Origin of the sequence: Heliomarina baculiformis (assembly GCF_019966545.1) — a bacterium.
Classification (GTDB): domain Bacteria; phylum Pseudomonadota; class Alphaproteobacteria; order Rhodobacterales; family Rhodobacteraceae; genus Heliomarina; species Heliomarina baculiformis.
Genome location: NZ_JAIMIC010000002.1, coordinates 333,414 through 351,892 on the forward strand (window position 1 = coordinate 333,414; position 18,479 = coordinate 351,892).

General features: G+C 63.1%; 11 protein-coding genes. 8 read left to right on the top strand and 3 right to left on the bottom strand.

Going from position 1 to position 18,479, the window contains the following annotated elements; all coding sequences use genetic code 11:
- Positions 1 to 46: 46 nt before the first annotated feature.
- Positions 47 to 2,212 carry a selenide, water dikinase SelD gene (gene selD, locus MF268_RS05230; protein WP_238370209.1) on the bottom strand — a complete coding sequence of 722 codons (2,166 nt, stop codon included), beginning with the start codon at positions 2,210 to 2,212 and terminating at the stop codon, positions 47 to 49.
- Between the two features lie 130 nt (positions 2,213 to 2,342).
- Between selD and MF268_RS05235 the strand changes: the two genes are divergently transcribed.
- The 7 genes from MF268_RS05235 (at position 2,343) to mdoH (ending at position 14,070) form a co-directional block, all read left to right on the top strand.
- The gene (locus MF268_RS05235) at positions 2,343 to 5,558 is read left to right on the top strand and encodes an acetyl-CoA carboxylase family protein (RefSeq protein ID WP_238369843.1); all 3,216 of its coding nucleotides are present in this window, start codon (positions 2,343 to 2,345) and stop codon (positions 5,556 to 5,558) included.
- A gap of 88 nt (positions 5,559 to 5,646) precedes the next feature.
- Positions 5,647 to 6,120 (top strand): DUF302 domain-containing protein, encoded by a 474-nt coding sequence (locus MF268_RS05240; RefSeq protein ID WP_238369844.1) that lies wholly within the window; start codon positions 5,647 to 5,649, stop codon positions 6,118 to 6,120.
- Between the two features lie 77 nt (positions 6,121 to 6,197).
- Positions 6,198 to 7,811 carry a thiamine pyrophosphate-binding protein gene (locus tag MF268_RS05245; protein ID WP_238369845.1) on the top strand — a complete coding sequence of 538 codons (1,614 nt, stop codon included), beginning with the start codon at positions 6,198 to 6,200 and terminating at the stop codon, positions 7,809 to 7,811.
- Positions 7,812 to 8,028: 217 nt separating this feature from the next.
- Positions 8,029 to 9,399, top strand: coding sequence for a tetratricopeptide repeat protein (locus tag MF268_RS05250; RefSeq protein WP_238369846.1), 1,371 nt, complete (start codon positions 8,029 to 8,031; stop codon positions 9,397 to 9,399).
- Between the two features lie 9 nt (positions 9,400 to 9,408).
- The gene (locus MF268_RS05255; protein WP_238369847.1) at positions 9,409 to 10,674 is read left to right on the top strand and encodes an OpgC family protein; all 1,266 of its coding nucleotides are present in this window, start codon (positions 9,409 to 9,411) and stop codon (positions 10,672 to 10,674) included.
- The gene (locus MF268_RS05260) at positions 10,671 to 12,194 is read left to right on the top strand and encodes an OpgD/OpgG family glucan biosynthesis protein (protein WP_238369848.1); all 1,524 of its coding nucleotides are present in this window, start codon (positions 10,671 to 10,673) and stop codon (positions 12,192 to 12,194) included. The genes MF268_RS05255 and MF268_RS05260 overlap by 4 nt, the downstream gene beginning before the upstream one ends.
- Complete coding sequence (mdoH, locus tag MF268_RS05265; RefSeq protein WP_238369849.1) at positions 12,187 to 14,070, top strand: glucans biosynthesis glucosyltransferase MdoH; 1,884 nt, start codon at positions 12,187 to 12,189, stop codon at positions 14,068 to 14,070. The genes MF268_RS05260 and mdoH overlap by 8 nt, the downstream gene beginning before the upstream one ends.
- A gap of 5 nt (positions 14,071 to 14,075) precedes the next feature.
- Here the strand turns inward: mdoH and MF268_RS05270 are convergent, their stop codons facing one another.
- Together MF268_RS05270 and MF268_RS05275 are read right to left on the bottom strand one after the other, a co-directional pair.
- Entirely contained in the window at positions 14,076 to 14,888 is an 813-nt protein-coding gene (locus MF268_RS05270; RefSeq protein ID WP_238369850.1) for a CE1 family esterase, read from the bottom strand.
- Complete coding sequence (locus MF268_RS05275; protein ID WP_238369851.1) at positions 14,885 to 15,364, bottom strand: rhodanese-like domain-containing protein; 480 nt, start codon at positions 15,362 to 15,364, stop codon at positions 14,885 to 14,887. Before MF268_RS05275 ends, MF268_RS05270 begins: the two co-directional genes overlap by 4 nt.
- Positions 15,365 to 15,619: 255 nt before the next feature.
- On the opposite strand from MF268_RS05275, the gene MF268_RS05280 reads away from it, so the two are divergent.
- On the top strand, positions 15,620 to 18,478 hold the full coding sequence (locus MF268_RS05280; RefSeq protein WP_238369852.1) for a monovalent cation/H+ antiporter subunit A: 2,859 nt from the start codon (positions 15,620 to 15,622) through the stop codon (positions 18,476 to 18,478).
- The last annotated feature ends 1 nt before the right edge of the window (position 18,479 follow it).

Consider the following 18,479-nt stretch of genomic DNA (forward strand, 5'->3'; position numbering starts at 1 on the left):
CTGGCGCGGACTCCCCCGGAGTATTTCGGGCAAGAGGAAATGGGGATCAGGTGAGGGTGATCCCGGGGGGGCCTTCGGTGATCTGGCCGATAAGGGCGGCGGGGTAGCCGGCGTTCTGGAGCTGCTGGAGCAGCGCGGTGGCTTTTTCGGCGGGGACAGCGGCGAGCAGGCCACCGGCGGTCTGGGGATCGAAGAGGAGATCCGTGTCGGGTGTTTCGGGGAGATCGGGGAGGAGGGCGCGGTTTTGCGGGTACAGGGTGGAGCGGATACCGGTTTCCGCGAGTGTCTGGGCGCCCTCGAGGGTTGGGATGTCCTTGAGGGACAGGCTGGCGGCGGTGCCGGAGGTCTCGCAGATGTTGAGCAGGTGACCGGCGAGGCCGAAGCCGGTAACATCGGTCATGGCATGGGCGTTTTGCAGGATTTGCGAGGCTTTTGACTGATCCTGCATCATCTGGCGGTAGGCATTTGCGACCCAGTCGCCGCGGGCCTTCATCTGCATTTCGGCGGCGAGGATCGTCCCGCTGCCGATGGGTTTGGTGAGGATCAGCGCATCGCCGGGCTTTGCGCCTTGAAGCTTGATCGGCTCGGTCCTGCAGAGGCCGGTGAGGGTAAAGCCGATGGTGAGTTCGTCGCCGAGCGAGGTATGGCCGCCGACGATTTCGGCGCCGGCCTTGTGCAGCGTGTCACGGGCGGTTGTCATGATCTCGGCCAGCAGGCGGGATTGCAGCGCTTCGCTCTGGCGCGGCAGAATCAGAGTAGCGGTGGCAGCCTGTGGTTCGGCCCCCATCGCCCAGATGTCGCCGAGCGCATGGATCGCGGCGATGCGGGTCATGGTGTCCGGGTCATTGGTGAAGGCGCGCAGGTGGTCGGAAGTCATCACCTGTTGCGCGCCGCCGGTGTGGAGCAGGGCGGCATCGTCGCCGGGCAGGGCGGTGATGTCGTCGCGGATGGCATGGGTGGGGGCGGCGAGGGCGCGAGTGAGCGTGTCGCGCCCCACCTTGGCGCCGCAACCGCCGCACATGGGTTTGTCGCCGATGGTGTCGCGCAGTGTGGCAGTGTGTTCGCGCGGGAGCCGCGGCGCGGGCATCGCGGGCAGGTCGGTGAACCGGTCCATGAATTTCCGGTCGATGTGATCCTTCCAGCGCCAGATCAGCGGACCTGCCACTGCGGGCAGGCCGGGACGGTCGGCGAGGGCGGATTTGCCGCCGAGGGAGATCAGCTTGAGATAGCGCTTTTGCGGTCGGTAGGGGCGGAGCGGTGTTTTGGTCAGCCGGGCGCGGAGATTGTGGAACAGGACGGGCGCCTGCCGGACCGCGAAGACCCCGGCCTTGGGGCGGGGGGAGGGCGCGAAATGGGCGCAGTCTCCGGCGGCAAAGACCGCGGGATCGCTGGTTTGCAGGGTCTCGGATGTGGTGAGGAATCCGTCGGTCAGATCGAGCCCGGAGCGGGCGAGCCATTGGTGCGAGGTGGCACCGGCGGCGCCGATGGTGAAATCGGACGGGATCTGTTTTCCGTTCTCGAGTTGGACGGCATTTGCTTCGATACGCGCGATCCCGGTTCTTTCGATGACAGTGATGCCGAAATTTTCCAGTTTGTTCAGCAGCTTGTCGCGCGCGCCGGGGGCGGTGTCGGAAAGGGCGTTCGACCGGTCGATCAGCGTGATCGTGGCGGGGCGGCCGGACCGCTTTAGCCGGTGGTGGAGGGACATGGCGAGTTCGGCACCGGCCACGCCCGCGCCGATCACGGTTACGCGCGCAGGGCCGGTGGTTTTTTCAAGGAAGCTTGTCCAGGCGCTGGCGAAGGGGCCGAGCGGTTTGGCGGGGATCGCGTGGTCGCTAAAGCCGGGTAGGTCCGGCAGGTCCGAAGTGATGCCGATGTCGATAGAGGCCAGATCGTAGCCGATGGGCGGGCGACCGGGAACATGGATCATGCCATTGGCCGTGTCGAGATGGGTCGCCGCGCCCAGTACCAGCCGCGCATTGGCAAAACGGGCGAGGCGCACGAGATCGATATCGAGCGACTCGCGATCATAGTGACCGGCGATATGGCCGGGGAGCATGCCGGAATAGGCGGCGCCGGGGTCGGGATTGATCAAGGTCAGCCTTGCGCCGGGAAGAGGACGCATCCCCCACATGCGCAGAACCAGCGCATGGGTATGGCCGCCGCCGATCAGCACGACATCATGGGTAAGGGGAAAGGTGGGACCGTTCATCCTTTGCTTATTGGCCGGTTTGGCGGGCCTTGCAAGCGGCTTGGAAATCGCGCTGGCCTCATGGGTGACGTTAAGGTTAACGTCGCCGGGGTGGCCGGCCATAGGGCCGGGAGGAAGGGAGAAAGTCACGATGATTCCGACGCTTTTGATCGCGAACCGGGGAGAAATTGCCATACGGGTGGCACGGACGGCGGCGGCGATGGGGATCAGGACGGTGGCGGTATACACGCCGGACGATGCGGAGTCGCTGCACCTGCGCCATGCGGATCTGGCGGTCGAGCTGCCAGGGCGCGGGGTTGCGGGATATCTCGACATCGAGGCGCTGGTCGCGGTGGCGCGGGATGAAGGCTGCGATGCGGTGCATCCGGGCTATGGGCTGCTGAGCGAGAGCGCCGAATTTGCCGGGGCTTGTCGCAGTGCGGGGCTGATTTTTGTCGGGCCGGAGCCGGAGGTGCTGGCGCGGCTGGGCGACAAGGTGGCGGCGCGGGATCTGGCAAAGGCGGCTGGGGTCGGTGTCATCGAAGGTTCGGGCGTGCTGGAGAGCGCGCAAGACGCGCGGTATTTTCTGCTGGCGCAGGACGGGGCGCCGGTGGTGCTGAAAGCGGTGAGCGGCGGTGGCGGGCGAGGTATGCGCGTGGTGCGCGAGGCCTCCGAAATGGAAGGCGCGCTGGCGCAGGCGCGGGCCGAGGCGAAGGCGGCATTCGGGTCCGATGGGATCTATGGCGAGCGCTACCTGCATCCGGTGCGCCATATCGAAGTGCAGATCATTGGCGACGGGCGCGACGTGACCCATCTGTGGGAGCGTGACTGCACCCTGCAGCGGCGGCATCAGAAGCTTGTCGAGATAGCTCCGGCACCGGCTCTGGACGAGGACCTGCGGGCGGCTCTGCTGGATGCGGCCGTCGCCATCGGCGAGGCCGTGCGCTATCGCGGGATCGGCACGGTGGAATTCCTTGTCGAGACGGAGCGCGACGAGTTCCATTTCATCGAGGTCAATCCGCGCATTCAGGTCGAGCACACGGTGACCGAGGAAATCACGGGGCTTGATCTGGTAGCTCTGCAATTACAGATCGCGGACGGGTCGAGCCTTGCCGATGTCGGGCTCGCGGATGGGCCGCGCCTGCCGCGCGGCATGGCCTTGCAGGCGCGGGTCAATTGCGAGGTGATCGGTCTGGATGGGTCGGTACGGCCGGGGCATGGGCGGCTTGACGTGTTTTCGCCGCCGAGCGGGCCGGGCGTGCGGGTCGATACCTATGGCTATGCCGGTTACACGATCAGCCCGATGTTCGATTCCCTGCTGGCAAAGGTGGTGGTGCACGAACGCTCGGGCGAGTTGGGGCCGCTGCTGGTGCGGGCGGTTCGGGTGCTGTCGGAGTTCCGGGTTGAGGGGGCGGGGACGACCCTGCCGTATCTTGGGGCCCTGCTGGCGCGAGAGGAACTGGCGGATTGGTCAGTGGATGTGGGATCGGTGGATCGCGGTCTGGTGACGGAACTGGCGCAGGACGATGAAGCGGTTGCGAACGAGGCTCAGACCGATGAGCCGGAGCCGGTGCTGCCCGAAGGGGTGTCCTCGCTGAAGGCGCCGATGCAGGGGGTGGTGCATTCGGTCCGGGTCGCGCCGGGCGAAGATTTTGTCGCTGGGCAGGAACTTGTTATCCTCGAAGCGATGAAGATGCAGCATGTGGTTAGTGCGCATGGGCCGGGGCGCGTGCTCGACCTGTTGGTGGCGCCGGGTGATCTGGTCGCGGACGGGGCCGCGCTTGTGAGCTATGAACCACGGGCCGGGGACGTCACTGATGCCAGCGTGGCCGAGGCGCGGGACCTTGACGCGATCCGGCCCGATCTGGCGGCGCTGAACGACCGCCTTGCGCTGACGCTGGATGAAAACCGTCCCGAGGCGGTCGCGCGGCGGCGCGCGCGGGGCCAGCGGACAGCGCGGGAAAATGTCGAGGACCTTTGCCGGGGCGGGACGTTCCACGAATACGGCCAGCTCGTCGTGGCGGGGCAGCTGCGGCGACGCTCGGCCGAGGAGCTGCGGGAGAAATCTCCGGCGGACGGGATCGTCACTGGGCTGGGCGAAGTCAATGCGGGAATGGTGCCGGTCGAGGCCGCGCAGGTCGCGATCCTTGCTTATGACGGTACGGTTATGGCGGGCACGCAGGGGATGCGTGGCCATATGAAGACCGACCGTCTGTTCGAGATTGCCGAAAGGCGCAAGCTGCCGGTGATCTTTTACACCGAAGGCGGTGGCGGGCGACCGGGAGACGTCGATTTCGCCGATATCATGCGCTGTGCGCTCGACGTGACGACCTTTCATGTCTTTGCCCGGCTCAGGGGGCGGGGACCGAAAATCGCCGTCAATTCAGGCTATTGCTTTGCCGGGAACGCGGCGATCTTTGGCGCGGGGGATATCCGCATCGCCACACGCAACTCGTGGATCGGTCTGGGCGGTCCGGCAATGATCGAGGCGGGCGGTCTGGGTAGTTTCGACCCGAAAGAGATCGGCCCCGCGCCGATGCAGGCCGAGATCGGGCTGGTCGATATCTTGGTTGAGAATGAAGCCGAAGCGACCGAGGCGGCGCGGCGGGCAATGTCCTATTTTCAGGGACCGGTCGCGGATTGGGAGGCGGCGGATGCGCGCGAACTACGCCACGTCATCCCCGAGAACCGGCTGCGCGCCTATGACGTGCGTGCGGTGATCGACGGGTTGGTCGACAGGGACAGTTTTCTGGAGCTGGGTCGCGCTCATGCGCCCGGCATGATCACGGGGCTTGTTCGTGTTGAGGGGCGCGCGCTGGGGCTGATCGCGAATAACCCGCATCATCTGGGTGGGGCGCTGGATGCACCGGCCTCGGCCAAGGCGGCGCGGTTCCTGCGGCTCTGCGCCCGGTTCGGGCTGCCGGTGGTTTCGCTTTGCGACACGCCGGGGTTCATGGTCGGGCCGGAGAGCGAGGCGCAGGGCGGCGTTCAGGCGGCCTGCGATTTCCTGAGCGCCGGGGCCGAGCTGACCGCGCCGCTCTTCTTTGTCTGTCTGCGCAAGGGCTATGGCATCGGCGCGCAGGCGATGGCGGGCGGCAGTTTCGAGACGCCCGATTTCAATATCTCGTGGCCGACGGGGGAGTTCGGGCCGATGGGGCTTGAAGGGGCGGTGACGCTAGGGTTCAAGCGCGAGCTGGACGCCGAACCGGATGAGATGGCGCGCAAGGCGCTGTTCGACCGGCTGGTCGGGGAGTCCTATGATAAGGGCCGGGCGCTGAACATCGCCGCCCTGCAGGAGATCGACGCGGTGATCGATCCGGTCGACACGCGAAGCTGGATCGTCAAGGGGCTGAACGCGGCGCTTTAGGCGGGGCAATGCCGATCACAAACAGGTTCCTTGCCGGATCGGGTGGGGGGCTGGCATCGTGATAGGTATCGCTACGAGAGTTATTGATATGCGTTTTTTTGCCCTGCCGTTCTTCATGATCCTTGCTCTTGCCGCCGAACCAGCTTCTTCGGAAGTGACCGAGCGAGAAGGCTGGGCGGTCTTTGCCACGCAAAAGCCCTTTGACGATCTGGTCATTGCAGTGAAGGACGCGACCAAGGCCAATGGTATGGGGGTGGTGACAGAAGCGGGGCCGACCGATATGGCGGCGAGCCGTGGCATCACGATCCCCGGCAACCGGGTGATCGGCGTGTTCAACAACGATTTCGCGGTGACGATCCTGCGCCTGTCCGAGGCGGCCATGATCGAGGCGCCGATCCGGTTCTACGTGACCGAACAGGCGGGCGGGACGGCGATGCTTTCTTATAAAAAGCCGAGCTTTGTCTTTGGGCCATATTTCGAGGAGGGCGGCGTGGAACTGGTCAAGCTGTCCGAAGGTCTGGATGAGAAATTCGCCGCAATCGCTGACGAGGCGGTGAACTAGGTTTCATGAATTCAATTAGGGGCTTGCGCGGCGGGCGTGACCGGGCTTTGCAGGAAGCAGAGCTTTTGGAGGTCCTCATGTCCGACGCCCCGATCCGCGCAGCCGATGTCCTTGCCCGTCGTCTTTACGAGGCCGGGTGCCGCCACGCCTTTGGGATGCCGGGGGGCGAAGTGCTGACCCTTGTGGATGCTCTTGAGAAAGCCGGGATACGCTTTGTGCTGGCCAAGCATGAAAACGCGGCCGGGTTCATGGCCGAGGGTGTCTATCATCGGGACGGAGCGCCGGGCATTCTGGTTGCCACGCTGGGGCCGGGGGCGATGAACGGGGTAAATGTCGTGGCAAATGCCCATCAGGATCGGGTGCCGCTGATCGTGCTGACGGGCTGTGTCGATGAGGCCGAAGCCCAGCAATACACGCATCAGGTGCTGGATCACGGCGCGGTCTTCGCGCCGATCACCAAGGCGAGTTTCCGGTTGAACGCCGAGGCGGCGGGAATTGTTGCGGATCGCGCTGTTTGCGTTGCGACCGATCCGCGTCCTGGCCCGGTGCATGTGGATGTGCCTATCGGAGTCGCCGATCAGATGGTGCCGGACGTGGCCCAGCCGAGGCGCGCGCCGGCCAGTGCTGTGGCGCCCGTGGGCGCGGATCTGGCGCAGGCGAGGGAATGGCTTTTAAGTGCCGAGCGCCCGATTGCGCTGGTCGGGCTGGATATGCTGGATCAGGGCGCGGCGCTGGACGCGTTTTTCGAGGCCTATGGCATCCCCTTCGTCACCAGCTACAAGGCCAAGGGTGTGATGCCCGAAGACCATCCGCTCTGCCTTGGCGGGGCGGGGTTGTCGCCGCTGGCGGATGGCCACCTGCTGCCACTGGTACAACAGGCGGATCTGGTTCTGGCCGTTGGTTACGACCCGATTGAGATGCGGCCCGGCTGGCGACACGTGTGGGAGCCGTCGCGGCAGAAAGTTATCGATATCGCGCCGGTCCAGAACGACCATTACATGCACCACGCGGGCCTGGGTTTTGTGGCCGACCCCGCTGCGACGCTCAACGCGCTGATGCCTGAGGGACCGGGACGGGATGTATGGCCCAATGGCGAACCGGCGAAGGTACGCGCGGCGCTGGATCAGGCTTTCCCGGTGGATGAGACATGGGGGCCGGGAGCGGTCATCGCGGAATGTCGCGAGGTTCTGCCCGATAACACGCTTGCCACGGCAGATAGCGGAGCTCACCGGATCTTGCTGTCGCAGATGTGGCGCTGCTCCGAGGCGCGGGGGCTGGTGCAGTCCTCGGGGCTTTGCACCATGGGCTGCGCTGTACCGTTGGCGATGGGACTGAAGCTGGCCGCGCCGGAGCGGCCGGTGGTGTCTTTTTCCGGTGATGCGGGTTTCTTGATGGTGGCGGGCGAACTGGCCACGGCGGCAGAGCTCAACCTGCCGGTGATCTTTGTCGTGTTTGTCGACGCCTCGCTGGCGCTGATCGAAAAGAAGCAGCGCGAACGGCAGATGATCAACCGGGGCGTCGATTTCGCCCGAGCCGATTTTGCCGCCATCGGGCGGGCCTTTGGCGGCGAAGGCGTCACAGTGGCATCGCGGGGAGAATTGCGCGCGGCGCTCAAGGATGCGCTCTCCGCCTCCCGGTTCACGGTGATCGCTGCCGAGATCCCGCGCGGAGCCTACGACGGGCGCATCTGACGCATCTTCCGCGTCATGCGCCGGTGGCGCTATCATTCTGGAATCCACGCGGAATTATGCCTGAGAAACCGGCTCATAGGCGAAATTATTGCAACAATTAACACGTGGCCTCACACGGTGCTTCACCAATGCGAGAGCAGCGTGGATAATCTTATTTCAAATTCCCTACCTTTGTTACGCCCTTGGAGAAGCCACAAAAGTGACAGGGAAGCGTTCGATGAAAGATGATGTTTTTGGCCTGCCGGTCAGTCTTGAGACCGCCGAGGGTCTTTCGGCATGGAACGCGACCCAGCTTGGGTTTCTCGCACATGCGGCCTCGACGCCCGGCGATCTTGCGAAGGTTCTGGAGGCGGAGCCGCATTTCGCGCTGGGCCATGCGGTCAAAGGCATGTTCTTTCTTCTGCTGGCGCGGGCGGAACTGACGGAAACGGCGCGCGAGGCATTGGCAGAGGCGCGACAGGCCGCGGCGGCAGTTTCGCTCTCGGACCGGGAAAAGCTTTACATCGCGGCGCTCGAACGCTGGATGGATGGTAGCCCGAGCGGGGCGGTCGACGCGATGGAAACGGTTCTGGCGGCTACGCCCGAGGATGCGCTGGCCATGAAGCTGAGCCATGCGATCCGTTTCACGCTGGGCGATGCGGCGGGGATGCGAGCCTCGGTCGAGCGAGTGCTACCCGCGTATGGCGCGGATCATGCGGCGCGGGGGTATATGCTGGGGTGCCATGCCTTCACCCTTGAGGAAACCGGCGCTTATGAGCAGGCGGAAATCACCGGACGGCATGCGCTCTGGACCGCGCCGAACGACGCCTGGGGGTTGCACGCGGTGGCCCATGTCTATGACATGACCGGGCGCGCGCAATCCGGGCTGAAATGGCTGGAAGGGCGCGAAGCCGCATGGGCGCATTGCAACAATTTCCGCTATCACGTCTGGTGGCACAAGGCGCTGATGCATCTGGATCAGGGCGATACTGACCGGGTTCTGGCGCTTTACGACGAGCAGATCCGCGCCGATAAAACCGACGATTACCGAGACATATCGAATGGCGCCTCGCTGCTGATGCGGCTGGAGCTTGAGGGCGTCGACGTGGGCGATCGCTGGGAGGAGATGGCCGAAATCAGCGCAAAGCGCACGCAGGACGGCTGTTTGATTTTCGCCGATCTGCACTATCTCATGGCACTGATGCGGGGTGGCGACGCTGGTAACGGCGCGGCGATGCTGGCCCGGATCGCGCGTGATGCCAAGCTTGGAGAAGGAGAGACTGCGGCCCGGATGTCGGCTCCGGGATTTGACGCGGCAGCGGGTCTCACCGCTTTTTCCGAGGCCCGTTTCGAAGTGGCCTTTACGCATCTGGAGCGCGCCCGAGACACGTTGCAGCTTGCCGGCGGGAGTCACGCGCAACGTGATGTTTTTGAACGAATTACTATCGACGCAGGATTACGCGCGGGATATATCGACGCGGTCGAGCGTCTGCTGTGTCAGCGGCAGATTCGGCGTGCCGGTTCCGAAGACGCCTATACAACCAGCCGACGTGACCTGATCGCGGCGGCACGCGGTGGTTCAGGCGCCCGGACGATGCCTGCACAATGATTTTCGAGGATGAATAACCATATGGCGACAGTTTCGCCCAGTACCGATTTCTCTGCGCCCCGTAGCGCCACGAAGACACCGGCGGCGGTTTCGACGACTCGCGATATTCGGCTTGATTTCTACCGGGGCATCGCGATGTTCATCATCCTTGTCGCCCATATTCCCGGCAACGCCTGGGCCAACTGGATTCCTGCCCGTTTCGGGTTCTCCGACGCGACCGAGATATTTGTGTTCTGTTCCGGCATGGCCTCGGCCATCGCCTTTGGCGGCGCCTTTGTGCGCCGGGGATGGCTGATGGGAACGGCGCGTGTGCTGTTTCGGTGCTGGCAGGTCTATTGGGCGCATATCTGCCTCTTCTTCTTTACCGCCACGGCGATGGCCGCGCTCGATCTCTACTCGGGCAGCTCGTTCTCCTACATCGACGATCTCAATCTGCGGTTTTTCTTCGACGATCCCGCAGAGCAGATGGTCGGGGTCTTCACGCTGACCTATGTGCCCAATTATTTCGACGTTCTACCGATGTACTTGGGCGTTCTGGCGATGATGCCGCTGATCATGGCGCTTGCGCGGGTGTCGCTCTGGGCTGTGGCTGCCTGTGTCATCGCGATCTGGCTGGCGGCCAACGTGGGCAGCATCCATTTTCCCGCCGAGCCGTGGTCGTCGCGCGAATGGTTCTTTAACCCGTTCGGCTGGCAATTGCTGTTTTTTACCGGCTTCGCATTCATGCGCGGTTGGCTGCCGCCACCGCCCGTCAAAAAGGGGCTGATCTGGGCTGCGGCTGCTTTTCTCGTGCTGAGCGCGCCGATTGGGTCGTGGAAAGTCTATAGCTGGGTGAATGCCCTCACGCCCGGGCTGGGCGCCGATCTGCTGGCGATTTGGGACGGAATGAAGGCCCTGAACGAAAGCACCGGGTTCGACCTTCGGGACAAGACCGACTTCGCTATCCTGCGCTATGTCCATTTCCTGTCGCTGGCCTATCTCGCCTGGGTCGTGGCCGGCGACGGTGGGGACCGTCTGCGCGCGGTTGGCGAAGGCGCGGCGGCGCGGGTCTGGTCGGTGCTGCTGACCGTGACACTCAAGGTTGGGCAGCAATCCCTTGCCGTTTTTGTCACCTCGATGGCGGTTGCCCGCCTGTTTGGCTTTGTTCTTGACCAGATCGGGCGCAATTTCGGCACCTTCGCGCTGATTAACTTAGGCGGCTTTTGCTTATTGATTGCAGTGGCCTATATCGCGGCTTGGTTTAAATCCCAGCCTTGGAGATCGAAACGGACATGAGTTTGACTAGACGCGCTTTTCTGGCCTCATCAACCGCAATTATGGCCTTGGGCGCGTCACGCGCCAAAGCGCAGAGCGAACCGTTTTCGCACGATCAGGTCATCGCGCTGGCACACGAGATGGCAGGGCAGGAGTATACGCCCCGCCCGACAGTTCCGCAGGACTGGATCGACCTGACCTATGAGCAGTACCGCTCTATCTGGTTCCGGTCCAAGGATGGGCTCTGGTCGCATACGGACCGCCCCTACGAGGTCGATTTCTTCCCGCCCGGCTTGTATTTCAAGCGCACTGTCGGAATCGATATCGTCGAAGACGGAGTTGCCCGCGATTTTCCATTCGATTTCAGTCGTTTCGATCACAGCGACAAATTCCCTGAGGTAACCCTTGAGGGTAACCTCGGCTATTCAGGGCTGCGTTTACGTACAGAGCTGACGGAGCCGGGTAAAAAGAACGAGTTCTGCGTCTTTCAGGGGGCGAGTTATTTCCGCGCGATCGGTTACGCGATGAACTATGGCATGTCGGCGCGCGGGCTTGCGCTCAAGACCGGCGACCCCGAGGGCGAGGAGTTTCCGGATTTCACCCGTTTCTGGCTTGAGGCGCCAGTGCCGGGGCAGAAAAACATGATTGTTCATGCGCTTCTGGACAGCCCGAGCGTGACCGGTGCCTATCGTTTCGACATCACGCCGGGGCCGTCCTGCATCATGGATGTGACGGCCACACTTTTTGCGCGAGAAGAACTGAACCATATCGGCATTGGCGCGTTGACCAGCATGTTTTTACATGACGCCACAGACCGGACCCGGTTCGATGATTTCAGACCCGCCGTACACGATACGGACGGGCTGATGGTGTGGAACGGTGCGGGAGAAGTTCTGTGGCGGCCGCTGGCCAATCCGACGCGCCTTCAGATCTCTTCTTTCGTGGATCAGATGCCCAAAGGTTTTGGGTTGATGCAGCGGTCTCGCCGCTTTGCCGATTTCGCCGATCTCGAGGCGCTGTATCACAAGCGTCCCGGTGTATGGGTCGAACCCAAAGGCGACTGGGGGCCGGGCTCGGTCACGCTGGTCGAGATTCCGGCAGACCTCGAGATCTATGACAATATCGTTGCCTACTGGCGGCCCAAGGATCCGGTTCCGGCGGGTGAAAGCCTTGAGGTGGCCTATCGCCTCACATGGTGTGCCGAGGCGCCCGTCGACACGGGCATGGCCCGTGTCATCGAGACGCGCATGGGCGAAAGCCACGCATGGTCGGAACACGAACACGGGCGTATCGTCACCATCGATTTCGAACCCGATGTCATTTTCGAAGACGAACTGGATACGTTCGAACTTCGTATCACTTCGGCACAGGCCGAGACCACTGAAGGGGTGCTTCAGAGAAACCCCGATACAGGTGGCCTGCGCCTGGCCTTTTCATTTGATCCCGGCGACCGGGATGTGGTCGAGCTTCGCGCCCAGATCCGCAAGGATGGTGCGCCCGCCAGTGAAGTCTGGCTGTATCGGTGGACAAGAAATGTCTGAGTATCGTTTCATGCCGGAGCGCACCCCCCGCGCGATGCCGGTTCAGGACTTCTTTCAGGAATACCATGACGAGACCGCGCCCGGCGCGGGCTACGCCAAGGGTGCGGCGGTGAGCCGGATTTGCGCCTTCGGTCCCGCCATTGCCGCGACGATTGGGCTGCTTTACGCGATGATCAGCTGGTTTTCGGATGCCGGGATCACCCTGATCGAAGGCACGCTGATCGCCCTCATCTGCTTCAACTTCTTCTGGATCGCCTTTTCGGTAACGACCGTTCTTTTGGGTGTCTGGTCGCTGACACGAAAGGGCGCACGTCCGCAGGAACGCTCAGCCGGCGCGATGCCCAAGCCGATGAACGTCGCGCTGTTGATGCCTATCTATAACGAAGTGCCTTGGTACGTGCTGGGGAACGCCCGGTCCATGCTGGAAGAATTGCGGGCGCGGGGCGGCGCCCATCGGTATGCAATGTTCATCCTGTCTGACACGCGCGACGATGAAATCGCCCGCGAGGAGCAGGAAGCGGTTCGCGCCGTGCAGGCGGTTCTGTCGCCGGGGCTTGAGCTTTACTATCGCCGCCGCGAGGAAAATACCGACCGAAAGGTGGGCAATATCGCGGATTGGGTTTGCAACTGGGGCGGCGGTTATGAGGCTATGCTGGTGCTGGATGCCGACAGCCTGATGACCGGTCGCGCCATCGTTCGCCTGACCGACGCGCTGGCCCGTGACCCGGGCGCTGGCCTGATCCAGAGTTTTCCGCAGCTTATCGGGGCGCAATCGGTTTTTGGCCGGATGCAGCAGTTTGCCTCGGGGGTCTATGGCGCGGCTCTCGCCGAAGGCGTCGCCCGTCTCGCCGGGCATGAAGGCAACTACTGGGGTCACAACGCAATCATCCGCACTGCGGCCTTTGCGGCCTGCGCAGGTCTGCCCTATCTTAAGCGGCGGGGCGGACGGTCGCAGCTCATCATGAGCCACGATTTCGTAGAAGCCGGCCTGCTGCGTCGGGCTGGCTGGGGCGTGCGCTTCCTGCCGCGCATCCGGGGCAGTTACGAAGAGACACCGCAGACGCTTATCGACCATATTCAACGCGACCGTCGCTGGTGTCAGGGCAACCTTCAGCACCTGAGCCTGCTGAATGCGCGTGGTTTCCGTTCGATGTCGCGGTTTCACATGTTCCACGGTGCCATCGGGTATCTGCTGTCGCCGATGTGGTTTGCGCTTTTGGTGATGTGGGCGTTGATCGGGACCAGCGAAGAAGCAAGCGTGCTGCGTTATTTCAGCCCGTCGAACCCACTGATGCCAACTTGGCCCGAGCTCAGCGAAGGGCGGCATGTGCTGATCATCGTCATCATGTATGCCATGCTGCTTGCGCCGAAATTGCTGGGGATCGCAGCCCTGCCGCTGACCGGTGCGCGTTTCTCTGAGTTCGGCGGATCTGCCCGGTTTGCCCTGTCTTTCCTTTCCGAAGTCGTCCTGTCCGTTCTTTATGCGCCTATCCTGATGGTGCAGCAGGTGGTTGCCGTGTTTCGTACTGCAACCGGCATGCAGCAGGGCTGGTCGCCGCAGGCACGTGAAGGCGGCCACTATTCCTTCCTGACGGTTCTCAAGGTGCACATCCTCGAAACGGTAAGCGGTGCGGCCTTGCTGACCGGCATGGCGCTTGGCGTGGTGTCGCCGTGGCTGCTGCCGATCGCCATCAGCCTTGCGCTGGCTGTGCCCCTGTCGATGCTGAGCGGTGTGTCGTTCAGCCGTACAGGGCGCTGGATGGGAACCCGCGAGGATTTCCGCGCACCGCCGATAACCTTTGCCGCCCGTCACTACCGGGCCGAATTGAAGACGATGCTCGAAGGGCGCGGCGCACATAAGATCGCGGCCGAGTAACACGCTTACTCCGGAAGGCTTTCGAACCAGTCCGCAATCATGTCAGACCATCCCGGAGGCACTATGTGTCCGCCGGGGAAGAGTGCGAACTCAAGCGCGCTGCCGGGGGCGCAATCTTCCCAGCGGCGGCGCTGAAATTCTCCTGTGTCTGCATGGCTTGTCGGGTCGTGTCCGTCGCATTTATTGGTAAGCCGCCAGAGCTCCAGACCGGCGAAGATATCGCCTTGCACGAATTTGCCACCCCCGAGCGAGCGTCCCTCCAGCGGAACGACGGTATCGCGCCAGCCGTGGGTATGGAAGAGCCGCACGGGACCGACGCAGCTTTGCGGCTGGGGTCGCCAGAAGCCGCCGGAAACCGGGGCATAGGCGGCGAACGTTTCCGGAGCATCGCAGGCCGTGTATGTCACCTGGAATCCGCCCGCCGAGAATCCGGCGAGCAGGATCCTTTCAGGGTCGATGCCAAAGCGGGTCTCCGCGTCTCGCGCGACTTCCTGAAGAAATTCGGTTTCGTCCCGGCCTTCCCAGCTTGGGAAAAAATTCCAGCTCGATCCGGATTCTCCGAAGGAACGTGAACCGGTCGGGGCAATCACCGTATATCCTCGCGCATTGAGCGCATTTACGAGGCCCGTGTTGCGCATGGTGTTGGCGCCGTTGCTGCCCGCGCCGTGCAGGAAGATCACTGCCGGGGCATTGTCGGCCTCGACCGGGGCGGCGTGATATTCGCCGTTTTCTGTCGAACAGGCGCCGGGTGTTGGCCCGCAATCGGCCAGCGCCTGCGTGGCGAAGCACGACAGCGCGGCGAGGAGGGGGCGGATCATGTTGGCTCCTTGTAGGGCAGGGTAGGCAAGTCTGAGGCAAGCCAGCCCGGACCGGCGGCGGAGCCCAGCATGCCCTCGGGCACGTCGATGATATTGCTGAAACCTTCTCGGCTCATCCGGTTGGCCATGCGTGCGGAACGAACGCCACGGGCGCAGATCAGCGCGATGGGGGCGGCCCGATCCGGGACGAGCGTTACCAGCGCTTCGGTAAAATCATCGCGGCGCATGTCGATGGGATGCGCGCCTTCGCCGATTCCGGTCCGCGCCCATTCGTCGGGGCGGCGAATATCGATTAGGGTGATGTCGCCCGCGACGGCCTGCTGGTGCGCTTCCCGGACGTTCAGCGAGAGACCCGCGTAGCCGGGGGCAAGCGATGACATGTAAAAAGCGGCACCCCCGCCAAGGACCGTCAGCGCCGTACCTGCCATAAGGCGACGGCGGGAAAAGAGAGGGGCCGGGTCTTTCGCTTGCTCCATCGCCAAAGCTTGCGTTGCCGCCTGGCGACCGGCAAGGGCGCATCACGTCGGCCGCCGATCCATGCGATCAAATTCATGTCAACTCGCCCTTTGTGCAACACTTGCTTGCGGACTGCATGACAAGGGCTGCAGGCCGTCTGAACGGGCGCAAAATGCCGCGTTTTCAAAGTTCGGCTCCGCGAAGGGTTTGACAGTCAGGAAAATTTGCTTAGGCACGTGTAAACCTTTTCGCGTCCGAAGAATGGAGTGCCGCCAGTGTCGCTATTTCTGATTGCTGCTCTTCCCTTTCTGGGCGCTGTCTTTCCGGCGCTTCTGATCCGGGCGGGGCGCAATGCCTGCGCCTCGGCGGCCGGGGCGGTGACCTTGCTGGCGCTGATCGGTGTGCTGGTGAACGCGCCCCGTGTCATGGCAGGCGGCGTCGTTACGGCGCAGATCGACTGGCTGCCGCAGCTTGGCATGAACCTGCATTTCTTCATGGACGGGCTTGGCATGTTTTTCGCCACGCTGATCCTTGGGATCGGGCTGCTGATCATCATCTACGCCCGCTATTACCTGTCGCGCGAAGACCCGATGGGCCAGTTCTATGCCTATCTGCTTCTGTTTCAGGGCGCGATGGTCGGCATTGTTCTGTCGGACAACATCCTGCTGCTGGTGGTGTTCTGGGAGCTGACCTCGTTATCGTCTTTCCTACTGATCGGCTATTGGAAGCACCTGCCGGCAGGCCGGCAGGGCGCGCGCATGGCCTTGGCGGTGACCGGCGCGGGCGGTCTTGCGCTGATCGGGGGCATGCTGGTTCTGGGCAATATCGCAGGCACCTATTCGCTGAGCGAAATCCTTGATCAGAAAGAGCTTATCCAGTCCTCGCCGCTTTACCTTACGGCGCTGATCCTGATCCTGCTTGGCTGTTTCACCAAGTCCGCGCAATTTCCGTTCCATTTCTGGCTGCCCCACGCGATGGCCGCGCCGACGCCGGTTTCGGCCTATCTGCACTCGGCGACGATGGTCAAAGCCGGTCTGTTCCTCATGGCGCGGCTCTGGCCTGTGCTTGCGGGCACCGACGCCTGGTTTTATATCGTGTCGACTACAGGTCTGGTGACGATGGTGCTGGGCGCGGTGATCGCGCTCTTCAAGGACGACCTCAAGGCGTTGCTCGCGTTTTCGACGGTCAGTCACCTAGGCCTGATCACGCTGTTGCTTGGGCTCGGAACACAGGCCGGGGCGCTGGCCGCTGTTTTTCACATCCTGAACCACGCGACCTTCAAGGCGGCGCTCTTCATGAGCGCGGGCATCATCGACCATGAAACCCATACCCGCGATATCAAGCGGCTGGGGGGGCTGCGCACGCTGATGCCGGTGACATTCGTCATCGCGACCATCGCGTCGCTGTCGATGGCGGGTATTCCGCCGCTGAACGGCTTCCTCTCCAAGGAGATGATGCTCGAAGAGATTTCGCACACCACGTGGCTTGACTCGCACTGGTTCTTCCCGGTGCTGGCCACCATCGGTGCGTTGTTTTCGGCGGCCTATTCCTTCCGCTTCATTGGCCATGTCTTCCTTGGCCCGGTGCGCGACGACTACCCGTCCAAGCCGCACGATCCCGGTGTCGGCATGTGGATATCGCCCGCCTTCCTCGTTCTGCTGGTGATCGCGATCGGTCTCTTCCCCGAGGCTGTCGCGGGCAATCTCGTGCGCACCGTTACCGACGCAGTGATGGGCGAATACGGCGATTACTATCCGCTCAAGATCTGGCACGGCGTGACGCCTGCGCTTTACATGTCGGGCATCGCTGTAGTGGGTGGCCTGATCCTGCTGGCGCTGCACCGCCCGCTCGACAAGGGCTGGATCGCAACGCCCCGGCCCGAGGCCAAGACGATTTTCGACGGGCTTGTCGGCGCGCTCACGCGGGCCTGCCGCGGGATCACCGACACGCTGCATGACGGGGCCATCGGGCGCTATGCGGCGATCTTCATCGTCTTTGTTCTGGTCCTTGGCGGTTATGCCTTCACCACTGGCGCAATGGGACCGCAGACGCGACCAATGCTCGAGATCGAGGTGCTGCCCGCGATTGGCTGGTTCGGCCTGGTGGCGGCGACGCTTTGTATCGTTGCCTTCCACCGCAACCGCCTGCTGTCGCTGGTGCTGATCGGTGTTGTCGGGCTGGTCGTGACGATGCTGTTCAACTACTTCTCGGCGCCCGATCTGGCACTAACCCAGCTTTCGGTTGAGGTGGTCACCATCGTGCTGATGCTGCTGGCGCTGAATTTCATGCCCAAAACCACCCCGCGTGAAAGCTCTGTCGGACGCCGGACGCGCGATGTTCTGATCTCGGTCGCCGCAGGACTTGGTGTCGGCGGGCTGATCTTTGCGATCATGACGCGCGGCTTTGCCTTCGACACGATCTCTGAATTCCACCTTGCCAATTCCTACAAGGGCGGCGGCGGTGACAACGTCGTCAACGTGATCCTCGTGGATTTCCGGGGCTTTGATACCTTTGGCGAGATCATCGTGCTGGGGATCGCGGCCATCGTGATCTATGCGATCACCGAGGCGATCATGCAGACCAGCGTGCGTGCGCGTCTGCTGAACCGCGTGCCGGACCAACCGGTTGCCGGGGACGCGCATCCGCTGATGATGGTGGTCGTGACGCGTCTGATGATGCCGGTGGCGCTTATGGTGGCGGCCTATATCTTCTTCCGTGGGCACAACCTGCCGGGTGGTGGTTTCATTGCCGGTCTGATCGCGGCCATCGCCATCATCATGCAATACATGGCGTCGGGTTTCGGCTGGGCTGCCGCACGGCAGCACTTCCCGTATCACGGGATCATCGGCTCCGGTGTTCTTGTCGCCGCTGTGACCGGGCTTGGCGCTTGGTTCAACGGTATGCCCTTCCTGACCTCGGCATTCGGCTATATCCATCCGCCGGGGCTTGAGGAATTCGAATGGGCGACGGCGGCGCTGTTCGACCTTGGCGTGTTCTTGGCCGTGGTCGGCGCGGTACTGCTCGCGCTTGAAAGCCTGTCGCGCTACGCGTGGAACCCCAATATCGACAGCCGTCATCCGATGGACATCAACCCGTCGCGCGATGACAACGGCCGCGTCATCAGAAAGGACTGAG